12 protein-coding genes are annotated in these 14,064 nt (G+C 42.3%); 8 read left to right on the forward strand and 4 right to left on the reverse strand.

The genetic code is table 11. The annotated features are described in order from the left end of the window. Positions 1-9 precede the first annotated feature (9 nt). On the reverse strand, positions 10-2,631 hold the full coding sequence (locus G343_RS0107350) for a transglycosylase domain-containing protein (RefSeq protein WP_020007483.1): 2,622 nt from the start codon (positions 2,629-2,631) through the stop codon (positions 10-12). A gap of 425 nt (positions 2,632-3,056) precedes the next feature. Between G343_RS0107350 and tyrS the strand changes: the two genes are divergently transcribed. After that, positions 3,057-4,316 carry a tyrosine--tRNA ligase gene (gene tyrS / locus G343_RS0107355; RefSeq protein ID WP_020007484.1) on the forward strand — a complete coding sequence of 420 codons (1,260 nt, stop codon included), beginning with the start codon at positions 3,057-3,059 and terminating at the stop codon, positions 4,314-4,316. A gap of 109 nt (positions 4,317-4,425) precedes the next feature. Further along, the gene (locus G343_RS0107360) at positions 4,426-4,686 is read left to right on the forward strand and encodes a PaaX family transcriptional regulator C-terminal domain-containing protein (RefSeq protein ID WP_342662106.1); all 261 of its coding nucleotides are present in this window, start codon (positions 4,426-4,428) and stop codon (positions 4,684-4,686) included. 34 nt (positions 4,687-4,720) lie between these two features. Here G343_RS0107360 and G343_RS0107365 read toward each other — a convergent pair whose 3' ends face one another. Both G343_RS0107365 and G343_RS0107370 read right to left on the reverse strand, forming a co-directional pair. Next, the gene (locus G343_RS0107365; RefSeq protein WP_020007486.1) at positions 4,721-5,485 is read right to left on the reverse strand and encodes an NRDE family protein; all 765 of its coding nucleotides are present in this window, start codon (positions 5,483-5,485) and stop codon (positions 4,721-4,723) included. 119 nt (positions 5,486-5,604) lie between these two features. After that, the gene (locus G343_RS0107370; RefSeq protein ID WP_020007487.1) at positions 5,605-6,933 is read right to left on the reverse strand and encodes a YjiH family protein; all 1,329 of its coding nucleotides are present in this window, start codon (positions 6,931-6,933) and stop codon (positions 5,605-5,607) included. Positions 6,934-7,132: 199 nt separating this feature from the next. On the opposite strand from G343_RS0107370, the gene G343_RS0107375 reads away from it, so the two are divergent. Then, positions 7,133-8,080 (forward strand): dipeptidase, encoded by a 948-nt coding sequence (locus tag G343_RS0107375; RefSeq protein ID WP_020007488.1) that lies wholly within the window; start codon positions 7,133-7,135, stop codon positions 8,078-8,080. 198 nt (positions 8,081-8,278) lie between these two features. After that, complete coding sequence (locus tag G343_RS0107380; protein ID WP_020007489.1) at positions 8,279-9,724, forward strand: purine-cytosine permease family protein; 1,446 nt, start codon at positions 8,279-8,281, stop codon at positions 9,722-9,724. Positions 9,725-9,873: 149 nt separating this feature from the next. On the opposite strand, the gene G343_RS0107385 is transcribed toward G343_RS0107380, so the two are convergent. Continuing rightward, positions 9,874-10,371: a hypothetical protein gene (locus G343_RS0107385; protein ID WP_020007490.1), complete on the reverse strand. Its 498-nt coding sequence runs from the start codon at positions 10,369-10,371 to the stop codon at positions 9,874-9,876. Positions 10,372-10,477: 106 nt separating this feature from the next. Between G343_RS0107385 and G343_RS0107390 the strand changes: the two genes are divergently transcribed. The 4 genes from G343_RS0107390 to G343_RS0107405 all read left to right on the forward strand — a co-directional run bounded on the left by G343_RS0107390 (position 10,478) and on the right by G343_RS0107405 (position 14,013). Further along, positions 10,478-11,620, forward strand: a complete 1,143-nt coding sequence (locus G343_RS0107390) for an MFS transporter (protein WP_020007491.1) — start codon at positions 10,478-10,480, stop codon at positions 11,618-11,620. Between the two features lie 45 nt (positions 11,621-11,665). Further along, positions 11,666-11,953 carry a hypothetical protein gene (locus G343_RS0107395; RefSeq protein WP_020007492.1) on the forward strand — a complete coding sequence of 96 codons (288 nt, stop codon included), beginning with the start codon at positions 11,666-11,668 and terminating at the stop codon, positions 11,951-11,953. A gap of 92 nt (positions 11,954-12,045) precedes the next feature. After that, entirely contained in the window at positions 12,046-13,257 is a 1,212-nt protein-coding gene (locus G343_RS0107400; RefSeq protein ID WP_020007493.1) for a DUF418 domain-containing protein, read from the forward strand. 78 nt (positions 13,258-13,335) lie between these two features. Further along, positions 13,336-14,013 (forward strand): response regulator transcription factor, encoded by a 678-nt coding sequence (locus tag G343_RS0107405; protein ID WP_020007494.1) that lies wholly within the window; start codon positions 13,336-13,338, stop codon positions 14,011-14,013. The last annotated feature ends 51 nt before the right edge of the window (positions 14,014-14,064 follow it).

Genomic DNA, 14,064 nt, shown 5'->3' on the forward strand with positions numbered 1-14,064 from the left:
ATTTTTTATCTAGTTGCTGTCATCATCATCATCATCAGAATCCGAATCTGAATCTGAATCTGAATCTGAATCTGAATCGGAATCTGAATCGGATTCTGAGTCCTCATCGCTGCTGTCACTATCACCGACTGAATATCTGTCATCATAGCTGTTTGTTACTGTTCCTTCAAGGTCTGAGCTGCTGAGTTCAGAGTCAAACGGCGCTCCCATCCTGTTTTGAATCGCCGAATCATCTAAACTGTCCTTGTCCGTCAGCTGCGTATCTTCTGCAACCAGTCCTTCAATAGGATCATCCAGATCTTCTTCACAATCAGATTCTGTTTCCATGGTCAGTGCGCAGTATTCAACTTCTCTCACTGAATCCGGCCTTGAGAATGACTGGTTTGCCCCCATTTCTTCAGGAGCGGTGTTACTGAGTGCAGATGCCATATTTCTCCAGTTATAAATTTGGTGGTGCTGTTCCTCATCCTGACTTGACACCTGGGGAATCTGTCTGTCGTAACCCATCCATACGCCAAGTGTCACTTTAGGATTGTAACCCATAAACCATGAGTCGTGGAAATTGTTCGACGTACCGGTTTTGGCTGACCAGTCGTACGTGTCGTTGACACTGTTGTAATAGTCACTGATATAGTATGCAGAACCTGTTACAAAGGATTCCTGAAGCATATCACTCATAAGGTATGCGGTTGAATCTTTGAAAACTTCGTTTGTCTCATTTTCATGTTCATAGATGACTTCACCATCGGGACTTGTAATGGATTCAATCATATAACTCTCTGCCATATCACCGCTGTTGCCGAATGTGGAAAATGCGTTCACGTTGTCTTCAACAGACATATTATTCGTACCGAGCGGCAGTGATGGGTTTAGTGTATTCTCGTCCGAATACGAGTTGTCAGAGAGCGGTATACCCATATCTTGGAAATATTGCTGTGGATTGTTCTCCCTGACCTGTGACCATAATCTGAGCGTACTCAGGTTATATGAATTGCTCAATGCATGTTTTGCAGAGACTAATCCGTATTCTTCATCCACATCGTAGTTTCTGGGACTGTATGATTCATCTGGATTATACTGATTCGGTATTGTAAAGATTTCATCAAGCAGTACAGTATCTGGTGCGATTAATCCCTGATCCAGCGCAGGACCGTAAGTAATTAACGGTTTCATCGTTGAGCCTGATTGTCTTGATGTCTGGGTTGCATGGTTGATTGAAGATTCATCATGGTCTCTGCCGCCTATGAAACCAAGAATCCGTCCGGATTCGTTGTCTTTTAACATGGCGCCCATTTCATGCTGCAATGTCTCATCGCTTTGCATATCTTCTTCTGTTGCATCCGTTGCATCTCCAACACTTCTCTCACCGTAATAGGAACTCGAATCATTTTTAACATCCTGCATCGTATCATATATGTCTTTATGGATCGTTGTATCTATATGATAGCCTTCATTACGCAGTGCTTCGTTTGCCTTCTGGGTGTATTCCTGATTGAGCAATGGTGTATTATCGACATCTTCGCGGGCCACACCTTCTTCTTCCGCAAGATGATATTTGAGGATATCAACGCTGCGTCTTTCCACCTCTTCTGTCAGGAACGGATAGTTTTGATTCGGCACAGTGACACTGTCAGTCAAATTGTTATAAATGTCATAGTCGACTGCCTGATCATACTCTTCCTGGGTAATTGTATTTTCAATAAGCATGCGTTCCAAAACGAAAAGCTGTCTGTTCCTGCCGGCTTGAAGTCCCTCTTCATTCTTGACCTCGCCGCCTTGCATGAATGGGGTATATGCATATGGATTTTGGGGCATGCCTGCAAGAAATGCACTTTCGGCAAGGTTCAATTCGCTGGCATCCTTGCCAAAGACACCTTCTGCAGCGGATTGTATACCTGCAATATTCTGTCCATTCGCATTTCTGCCGAATGACACAGCATTCAAGTAGGCCGACATGATTTCATCTTTGCTAAGTAATTTTTCAACTCTGAACGCGAGAAGTATTTCAGTCGCTTTCCGGTCAAACGTTGTCTCATTGGTCAGCAGCTGATTTTTAACCAGCTGCTGAGTCAGCGTACTGCCGCCGGTATTAGATCCACTGCCGGCAAACTGCTGCAGGGTGGCTCGCAGAAATGCTTTTGGTACCACACCATTATGGTCGTAAAAGTTTTCATCTTCTGTAGCAACTACCGCATCAATAACATGAGGTGAAACCTCATCATAATTTACTCTTTCACGAATCAGGTCAGCTCTCAAAGTGCCGAGTGACTCATCGGTACCAAAAGCAACAGAGGTACTTTCTGTCATTTCTGTCAGGGATGTTCTCACTTCCTCAGCGGGCTGGATTTCCTCATCGTTAACCAGTGCAGCAAAATAACCTAAGCCGACACTCAAAACAAGAATTCCGATAAGCGTGAATGAAAGCAGTAAGAATAAAATGACATTCCAGATGGTGTCGTAGGCTGTAAAAAAAGAAACTTTCACTGGTGCCCCCGCATTTTTAAAACGCCTGCCAGCGTTATTTAATTTTTCACGGAATGAAGATCCTGTGAGCTTATCCTTCTCAGCATTTTCTTCAGCGTTCCGGGAAAATATTTTTTTAATATTCGTAATAAAACCGTTATTCTTCATGTGGACCTCCTATCATCGGTCATTATAACACAGAAATAAGCAGTGGAGTTAATGAATAAACATGCTGTCTCACCCTGCATTTCATGTATAATCCAAAGCGTTGGATATACAGGTTTTATCATTATATGATAAAGTGAATATTATCGTAAAGTGACATATGCTTGACTTTTCACAATAAAAATTGTATTATACTTTTAAATTAATAGTAATCGGACTGCAGAGAAGTAGCGGGTCAGGTGTGATACAGAGAGCTGATGGATGGTGAAAATCAGTGAACATCCCTTTGCGAATACACTGCGGGGGAAAGTCCGGTCGCAGAGGCAGCGTATTGCCTGTATATGAGTTAAATGTATGGTGGTACCGTGTAAAAGCACCCTTACTGGTAAAGTGAGGGTGCTTTTTTCATATTAATAGGGGGAATATAAATGAATGCATTAATCGATGATTTGAAGTACCGGGGAATTATTTACCAGATGACGGATGAAGAAAATATATCAAAGCTTCTTGATAATGAACAGCTGTCATTATATTGTGGGGCGGACCCCACAGCGGAAAGTCTGCACATTGGCCACCTGGTGCCTTTCTTAACCATGAGAAGGTTCCAGGAATACGGTCACCGGCCTATCGTACTGATTGGCGGAGGCACGGGGATGATCGGGGACCCTTCATTTAAGAGTGAAGAACGCTCGCTTCAGACTGAGGTACAGATCGATCAGAATGTTCAGGGCATCAAACGGCAGATGGAACAAATTTTTGATTTCTCTGATGAAAATGGTGCAATCATGGTGAATAACAAAAACTGGCTGCAAGATATCAGTTTAATCAGTTTCCTGCGGGACTACGGCAAACACGTCAGTCTGAACTACATGCTGGGCAAAGATGCTATCCAATCCCGTCTGGAATCAGGAATATCATATACAGAATTCACTTATACAATTTTGCAGGCGATCGATTTCGGTCATCTGAACAAATACTATAACTGCAAGATGCAGATAGGCGGCTCGGATCAATGGGGGAATATCACCAGCGGTCTGGATCTGATGAGAAGAATGTACGGGGATACACAGGCGGAAGGCATAACGATTCCGCTTGTGACGAAAGCGGATGGTAAAAAATTCGGCAAAACAGAATCCGGTAATGTCTGGCTGGACAGAAACCTTACATCACCTTATGAATTCTATCAGTTCTGGATCAATCAGAGCGATGCCGATGTGGTTAAATTCCTGAAGCTGTTTACTTTCCTGAAAAAAGAGGAAATTGAAACATTGGAATCATCGCTTCAGAATGAACCACATTTAAGGAGAGCCCAAAGACGTCTTGCTGAAGAAATCACAGAATTTATTCATGGCAAGGAAGCACTCCTTGAAGCCCAAAAAATCTCAGAGGCCCTGTTCTCCGGTGATATTAAAGAATTGTCTTCAGAACAGCTTAAGGATGCTTTTAAAGATGTGCCGTCAGCAACTTACAGAGACTCGGATTTAAATCTGGTGAAGCTGCTTGTAGATACAGAAGTTTCACCATCGAGACGACAGGCAAGGGAAGATATCAAAAACGGGGCGATATATATCAATGGTGAACGGCAGCAGGAGGTAAACTACGAACTGACAGAAAAAGATAAAATTGACGGTGAATTTACAGTGATTCGCAGAGGGAAGAAAAAATATCACATGATTCAATACAATTAATTTAATGCACATATTATTCAGCGGCCTTGCGGTCGCTTTTTTTATGATCACTTGAACTATTGTTAGAATTTTCATACTATTTTTATATAATAAAATTTTTTTCATATAAATTCAATGTTTTGTCAAAAGAGCCATGCTGACCCATGAATACCGTAAGTTTTTATTCACAGAGCCGGGACTCCCGGCTGAATTGATGTCTGAAGAATGGCTCGGATATCATGCTGCTGAACTTTTCAATGAATACTATCATTTGCTGGGTGAAAAAGCGATCGGGTTTTTCGAGGACGTGTTCTTTGAAGGCGATGATTCAAGCGGCAGTGCTTCACGAACTGATGAAAATATGAATCATTTCCAAAGAAGGGGGGGATGAGGAACAAAAATTAAACGCTTCAGAAAAAAAGCGTTTAATTTATCGTAAAATGATGATTTTCCTCTCCGATAAACTTACCCTGTTCGTAAGTTCTTTCTATGAATTGCACATTATTTTCCTTATCGATTGTCACAACAGTTGAACATCTCGTACCGTATTTATCCATATTAATGAACATTGGAGAGAGATTTTTCTCAAGATCCTGCGACAATCCTGTATCAGGTAACTGATCTCTGTCAGCCAGTTTCTCATCTTGCAGCATAGCGAACAATGATTCGATATCAAATTCCTCCCGGCGGGTGATTTCGCTTAATCGTTCTTTCCCTTTTTCAACTTTCGGCCAAGGGGTGTCAAGATGATGATTGCTCAGTCCATGGATGCCATTATCGATCTGCACAATTTCTTTATCATAATTGTTCAGGTACAAAAGAGTATCACTGCTGCCTGCAATAAGATTGAATCCGGAGTATTCATCGATATCTTTTTGCACTTCCTTCAGATACGACTGGGCATCCAAATGACTGGTGAGAAAACCGCTGACCAGCTGACCGCGTGTACGCATGTTCGTTTTGAGTATTTCATCCTGGTTACGTATGTTGGTCAATGCTGCAATGCGGCCATTTTTAGTAATACCGAGCCAGGTACCCATTCCCCTCAGATCACGGCCGGCTAAGACATGCTGATCATCCCGCCAGAATCCGGCAGGTTCTGTTGGCCGTTCGTATTCTTCATCCCTGTTCGCTGCGATAATCAGCTTATATTTGCTGTGGTTGCCCAATTGAAAATTAATTAGACACATTTCAATCCACCTCTCTGCCTCATTCCTTACTTTTTTCTATTATAGAGGCAAATACTGAAATTGGAAAATGATTGATATGAAAATAAAAATGATCCCAGGGGATCATTTTTATCAAACAGTTAAAAAATAAATTGGGCAATCACAGTAATCACCGGCAGCGTAATTGCTGTTCTCAGCAGGAAGATAATCAGAAGCTTTCCGATACCGACCGGAATTTTAGAACCAAGTATGACACCGCCGACTTCAGACAGATAAATCAATTGGGTAATGCTCAATGCACCAATGATGAACCTTGTCATATCTGAAGATACACCTTCGATCAGGATTGATGGTAAGAACATATCTGTAAACCCGATGAAGAGGGTTTCTGAAGCGGCTGCTGCTTCAGGGATGCCCATCAGTTCCAGGATAGGAACAAATGGCGCACCGATCCATGTAAACAGAGGTGTATATTCGGCGAGAATTGTTCCCAGTGTACCGATGGCCATCACAATCGGCAGAACGGCAAACCACATTTCACCGATTGTCTTTAAGCCTTCTTTCAGGAATCCACTCACATCGTCAGCTTTTTCCGCGCGATTTAAAGCTGTCTGATAGCCCCACGAAAACGGGTTGTATCCTTTAGGTATTGTTTCATCCAAAGACTCTGCTTCATCAAAATAATTATCCTTGATCATGGATAAAGGCGGAATTCTTGGCATGATAAGAGCTGCAATAATACCGGCGACTATTATCGTAAAATAAAACCAGCCAAAGTAATTCATCAGGCCGATCATTTCCAGTACAACGATCGAAAACGTAATGGAAACGACTGAGAAAGTGGTTGCTATGACTGAAGCTTCCCGCTCTGAGTAATAGCCATCTTCATATTGTTTGCTTGTCAGCAGAACACCGACAGTACCATCGCCGACCCAGGAGGCCAGATTGTCAACTGTTGAACGCCCGGGCAATGTAAACAATGGACGCATTACTTTGGAAAAAATGGCGCCTATGAATTCCAGCAGGCCGTAGTTCAGAAGCAGCGGCAGCAGCAGCCCCGCAAATAGAAAAACCGTCAGCAGTGTCGGCAGCAGATCATTCAAAAGCATACCGCCGGTGACGTCGGAATTGATTGCCTCCGGACCAAGTGTTAAATAGGCCATTACAGCAAATATTGCACCGAACAGTCTGATAATCGTCCAGACCGGATTCACTGAGAACAGTGAATTCAAAGTTTCTGATTCAGGTTTATGTATCCAGCTGAATACAATAGTTAAAATTGCAGACAGACAAATAATGATGACCACGATCAATACTATGGTACCCGCACCTAAAGTGTCATTGATCAGACCGGCTAGAAAAGCCACGGGAATCGTCATCTCTCCATCTATGTTTAACGGGAACAGGAACATGAAGATTCCAATGAACGATGGAATTAAAAATTTTAATAAAGTTGCACTTTTTTGCATATTATATCCCCCTCGTCTAATAATTATACAATGCAATCCAGAAAAGTAAATGTTAAAATTTTAGAAAACGTTTTCATATACTCTATTTTATACGGTAGAGTATATTAATGCAATCACTAATTAATATTTGCATAAACAATTGCCGTTATGAATGATCTGGTGGCACTGATATAATGAAATATACGAAGGAGGAGATTCAATGGAGATCATAGACACACATTGTGATGCCTTATTAAAGTTGCAGGAAGATTACCGGAAGTCCTTTTGTTTCAGTAATGATCACAGTCTGATGAGCTATAAAGATTCAAAAGAACTGGATACGAACGCAGATAAACTTCGCCAGGGAAATGTCAGGGTGCAGTTTTTTGCCATATTCATTCCTCAGGCAGTGCCCGATAGCGAGAAGTGGCAGCATGCATTGGAGCAGGCGGATCGTTTTTACAGCGAAGTGCTGGCACAGGAAAACTTCGTCCACATCAGGCACTTCAAAGAAATAGAAGACCTGAAGGCAGAGGAAGTGGGCGCAGTGCTTACACTGGAAGGGGCTGATGCCTTTGGAAACGATATTATGAAATTAAGGACACTCTTCAGGCTCGGTGTCCTATCACTGGGGCTGGTATGGAATAATGCCAACCTCGTGGCTGACGGGGCAGGGGAAAACAGAGGCACCGGCTTGAGTAACTTCGGCTGGGATGTAATTGACTGCTGTAATGAATATGGTGTACTTATAGATGTCAGTCATTTAAATGTTGAAGGATTTAATGACGTCATCGGCCGTGCTGACAGGGTGATTGCGACGCATTCTAATGCCAGGGGGATTTATGATCATCCGAGGAACCTATACGATGATCAGATCAAACAGCTCATTAACAATAATGGTATGATCAACATTGTCTTCAACCCGCCTTTTGTAAAAGAAGGATCAGTTGAAATCAAAGATCTGTTTCCGCATATCGACCGTATCGTTGAGCTGGGCGGAGAAGAGAATATCGGACTCGGTTCTGATTTTGACGGTATCAGCGAGTACATCAAAGATCTGGAAGACGCCGGAAAATACAGCAATCTGACAGTAAAACTGACAGAAAGATACGGCAGCGGGTTCACCAAACGAATGGCATATGATAACTTCATCCGGAGATTTTGCTGAACATATCCAACCTGAATAATTCTAAACAGGGCATCTTTTTTAATTTCCCATAATTTTTTTGAAAAATTCCATAAATATAAGACTATCCTCATTATATATGTAAAATTACACCCTAAGTACTTGAAATGTTGCTGCATCATTTATATAGTGGAAAAGTCGCTCAATTACAATATACATCATGAAATGGAGAGGATATTTATGGGATCTGTAGCAGTTACAGATCGTAAACAAGAAGAGCAGGAAAAGGATTATTCATTGGAAAAGGTTCCCTATAAGGAACGAAAAATGGGTTGGTTAAGTATAACCAACATCACTTTTGGAATCGCGACAGCAATTTTTTATTTTCAGCTGGGGAGTGTCATGGCACTTCAATTCGGTGCCATCAATGCATTGATTTCAGCTGCATATGCAATCACCGTCGCGGGCATCATGGGCACAATGATTGTCTATCTTTCTGCCCGTTCAGGTATGAATGTTAATCTGATGTCCCGCGGCGGAGGGTTCGGCTACATAGGCGCCTCACTCACATCTCTTATCTACGCTTCAAATTTTATCATGTACTGTGCATTGGAAGGTATGATTCTGGTATATGCCATCCATGAATTTTTTCCGATAATACCAGTATGGCTGCTGATCATCATCTTTGGAACAATGGTCATTCCGTTGAATTGGTTTGGCATCAAACAGCTCGATAAACTCCAGAAATGGTCATTGCCCATATTCTTTCTATTCTTAATCACAGCGATCGGTGTTGCTATATTCACAACTTCATTATATCAGGGCAATTTTTGGACTTATATGCCTGAAGGCGTACAGATTGGCGGTACAGCTTTACTGCTGTGCATTGGTATGCAGCATGGTATCATGGGCTTGACTGCACTGCTGGCATCAGATTATGCACGATTCCTTAAACCCGGACATTTGAAAATTGGGTCGGTAATGATCGGCTTCATCCCACAGGTATTCTGTTATGGAGTGATGGGCGGTCTCGGTATTTGGTTCGGTGTCCGTCTGGCAGAACCAAATCCGGGCGTGTATATCGTTCACTTACTCGGTATCGGCGGCGCGTTCTTCACTTTACTTACTCAAATCAGAATAAATGTTACAAACATTTACAGCAGCTCATTGTCATTATCGAACTTTTTCGAGAATGTTTTACACTTTACCCCAGGACGCAGATTCTGGGTAGTTGTGGCAGGTATGACTGCGATTATATTAATGCTCGGCGGCATTACCAACCACCTGGATACGGCGCTCACATTTCAAGGGGTATTCCTGATGGCATGGGCAGCAGTACTGATTACTGATGCCTTGATTGTCAAAATGCTGCTCCGGATCGGACCGCTATTCTATGAATATCGTCAGGAGTATCTTCACAAGTGGAATCCTGTAGGTGTTGCTTCACTCATTATTGCCAGTGCGCTTGGAACAATTGCGGCGCTCGGATATATGGGACCCTTTCTGGCACAGACTGCCGCATTTTTCGCAGCAGCACTGGCCGCTTTACTGACCGTGTGCATTGCAGTTGCCACCAAAGGAAAGTACTATCTGGCAAAAGCAGTGGATGATATCGATGAAGAAGATATACTGATCAGAGAAAAGATAGAAGAAGGTCAGACGAGTCGCGGAACGCGGGTCATTTAACATATCAGAAGCTAAAAACGAGTGGACAGCTAAAGTGTTTAAATGGTAATATAATGTATGCATACAGGATAGTATATGAAATCACATTGAATCTTTATAAATATTGCCGAAAGAAAAAGCTCAGGGCGCTTGTGACGCCCCGAGCTTTTTTACTGTCCGCTTATATTTTCGTATTCTTCAATTATGTTTTCGTATTGCCGGGTCACATCCGATTCCTGGGATTCAATCTTCTCCTGCATTTGTGTCACTCCTTCGGAGAAATTAGAATCACCAAACGGATTAGCTGTGTGGAAGGATCTGTTGAACTCTCCGTTAAGTTCCAATAGTTTCTGGAGCGCATCGATATAGTTGAGCATATCTTCCTGAAGTGCTGTATGATCTTCAGTGTTCAATGTGAAGTTACTGATTGTCATTCTGAAGTCTTCGAGTCTGGGAATCATCTCATCGTAAATGATTTTAAGCTGCTCGTCCCGGTTATCAGAACTCTCGATCTGCTCGAAATTTTCGTTGAATTCCGTTTCGATTTCATCGTGATTCCTTTCGAATGCTTCGTACATGCTGTTGAATGTTTCCTGATCCTGAGACGAACATCCGACAGATATTAAAACAATTATCGTTATTGAACACAGGGCAAGTAATTTTTTCATTAGTACACACCTCATATATATTCTAGCATGCAGGTAATCATATGGCTAAGCATTCAGAGCAGCTGAAGCAAAAGTTTAATTCGAATTAAAGAAATGGTGATGCGTCATGAATAAAAAACTGATTGTTACATTTACAATAGGTGTATTCCTCCTTGGGATGATGGAACTGATCATCTCAGGAATTCTGGAGTTGATGAGCGATGATCTTGATATGTCAGTTGCATTGACAGGGCAGCTGATTACTGTTTATGCAGTAAGCTTTGCACTGTTCGGGCCGATACTGGTCAAACTGACGAATCGTTTGAAGCCCAAACCAGTCATCATCGCGTCTCTTATCCTGTTTATAATCGGAAACCTGATTTTCGGTCTGTCAGGGACATTTTTAATGCTGGCACTCGGCCGTGTCGTTACGGCGATGGCGGCAGCTGTCTTTATCGTTAAGATCATGGATATGACTGTTCTGTTATCCAGACCCGAGATCAGAGGGAAAATGATCGCTGTCGTCTATATGGGGTTCAGTGCAGCCAATGTTTTTGGTATTCCCATCGGTACACTGGTTGGTCAGCAGTTTGGATGGCGGATTATTTTCTGGCTGGTCATTTTGATCGCTTTGATTGTAGGTATCGGTATTTTTTCACTGGTTCCTGATAAAAAGGGACAATCCGCTGATATGTCCTCAGATGACAGGGTGTTGAGCAAACGCAATGTTATTCTCTACATCTGTGTGACTATGGCTGTTTTAATCGGTAATTACATTGTCATCGGATATATCTCTCCGCTGATGACATCAAACGGATTTGCCATCGAAAGCGTGTCTGTTGCACTGTTGATTGCAGGTGCCGGCGGCATGACCGGCACATATATCGGCGGTGTGCTTGTCGATATGATCGGCAGCAGAAAGACACTCATTATAATGATGGGTCTGTTTATAGTCAGTATGGCGGTCATGCCTTTAATGTATGGGACGCCAATTTTGTTCTATCTGAATCTCTTCCTTTGGAGTGTCTTCCAATGGACTTCCAGTCCCGCGGTCCAGAGCGGATTGGTTGAAAATGTGGAGGGATCGCCGTCAATGGTATTCAGCTGGAATATGTCAGCGCTAAATCTTGGCATCGGTATCGGGGCGGTCATCGGTGGTATCTTCATCAATTATTTTGATATCAGCTATGCCCCATGGCTTGGAATGGTCATTGTCTTAATGGGCCTTGCAGCTGTATTATTTGTGAAAGAGGACGGAAAAGTAGTATAGTGTTATAAAGGCAGTAAAACAAATTTTGCCGAATGGGTGATTTCTATGTTTATGAAACTTATTCTGATCATTGCGCTCTCATTTTTTGTCATATATGGAATTAACTTCTTTGATATTGCGTCTTTGGAATATAGTATAATAACAGTGGCTGCAACAGCAGTATCCATCATTCTCCTGGCTTTGTTATACAGAGTATTTACAAAATTCATGAAAGTATTTCTCTTTGCCGTCGTCTTTCTGCCGATCACCGGTCTGATTGTTTACTACGTATATGCTTATATTACAGGGACACCGATAGAGTTATTTGATATCGGTGTCTTTACAGAGGCTTGATGGAGCCTCTTTTTGTTAACTTTTGGCAGTAAACGAATCATCATGAAAAATGACATGGTATCATTGGAAAAGGACTGGAGGGAAAAGCGGCGATGTCAAATGGGAGTTCCCCGATTTCAAAATCTGAAAGAGTGTTCGAAATTGATGCTGTAAGAGGGTTTGCGCTTTTGGGTATATTGATGATGAATATCATGTCTTTTGCCGGGCCGACACTGGAGGAACAATTCACTATGGAGCAGAGTGACATATACACCGGCCAGTGGAATGAGCTGTCGCTTTACTTTATAAACACCTTTGCTACTTCAAATTTCTATACGATGTTCTCATTCTTATTTGGCCTGGGATTCTACATATTCCTGTCACGAGCTGAAAAACGGCAGAACAATGTGCCATATCTGTTGTTTCTGAAACGGATGTTGATTCTCTTGGTTATTGGTTTGATGCATGCGGTCTTAATCTGGTATGGAGACATACTCACAGTATACGCTGCAGCAGGGGTGCTGCTGCTCGTTTTTTACCGTTTTAAGCCTGTGGTCAACCTGGCTGCTGCTGCAGCCATACTAGGTGTCAGCACAATATTTATACTGCTGCTCAGTATGATGAGTCTGCTATTCAGCAACAGCAGTGCCGGCAGCCCGGGCGGTTTTGATCCCGGGTTCAACATGACAGAAGTGCTGACTGGCGGCAGCTATGCAGATATTGTCAACCTGAATCTCTCTGTCTTCAGTATCATGATTTCCAGTAATATTACTATTATACCGCTTGTCCTGGCGATGTTTCTCATTGGGCTGTACGTTGGTCAGAAAGGGATTTTTCAGAACCTGGATGCACATAAAAAACTTATTTCCCGTACGGCAATTATTGGTCTGGGGGCCGGTATCCCCATAAAGTTAGTCCTGGGTTATGGTTTAACGTATATGATGGATGATATGATGTGGCAGGTATTGACATTGCTTGCATACAGCGCAGGCGGGCCGCTGATGTCCCTGGGATATGTCGCCTTGTTCATTATCATTGCCAAAAAGGTCACCGGTTTGACAAAGCTGCTTCAACCGGTCGGTCAGATGGCACTGACAAATTACATCATGCAGAGCATTCTGATGACAGTCGTTATTTACGGATTCAATATTTTTAACACGATTGAGGCAGTCTGGTTCATACCGGTTGTGGTCGTTGTTTTTACCGTCCAAGTCATTTACAGCCACATATGGATGAAATTCTTCAGATTCGGGCCGCTTGAATGGATATGGAGAAGTTTGACATACAGTAAAACGATGCCGATAAAAAGGATTGAACATCGCTGACATACAAAATGCCCGGTTTCATTTATAATGGGACCGGATATTTTTATTTAAATACAAATGATTGGTTGGGGGGATTGCATGTCAAAGATTTTTATCGTTGAAGATGATCTGACGCTGTTTAATGAATTGAAAGAGCGGTTCGAGGAATGGGATTATCATGTTTTCGGCGCAGAGGATTTTGGAAATGTCATCAATGACTTCATTTCACTCGAACCAGATCTTGTAATCATAGATATAACATTACCAAAATATGACGGATTTTACTGGTGCAGAAGAGTCAGGGATATTTCGAGTCTGCCGATCATCTTTCTGTCTTCGAGAGATCATCCGACTGATATGGTCATGAGTATGCAGATGGGCAGTGATGACTACATTCAAAAACCTTTTAATTTTGATGTTTTGATTGCGAAAGTACAGGCGCTTCTCAGGCGGGCATACCAATACCAGAATCAGGAGATCGATGTTGTAAGATTCAGGGATGCTGTTTTTGATTTTAAAAAACTGACGATAACAAAAGATGAATATGAAACAGACCTGACTAAAAATGAGTCATTCATTCTCTCCATTCTCGTGCACGAGCGGGAACAGGCAGTATCCCGGGAAGTGCTGATCGAGCAGCTCTGGGATGATTCAAAATTCATCAGCGATAATACACTGACGGTGAATGTAAACCGGATACGGAAAAAACTTGAAGAAATCGGGCTGGAAAATGCGATCGTCACTAAAACAGGTATCGGTTACATGATCAAGGAGTGAATTGCGTGTATATCAGACAAGTATTGCCGTGGATAGTTCTTTTTATCCTAT

Origin of the sequence: Salinicoccus albus DSM 19776 (genome assembly GCF_000385175.1) — a bacterium.
GTDB classification, from domain to species: Bacteria; Bacillota; Bacilli; order Staphylococcales; family Salinicoccaceae; genus Salinicoccus; species Salinicoccus albus.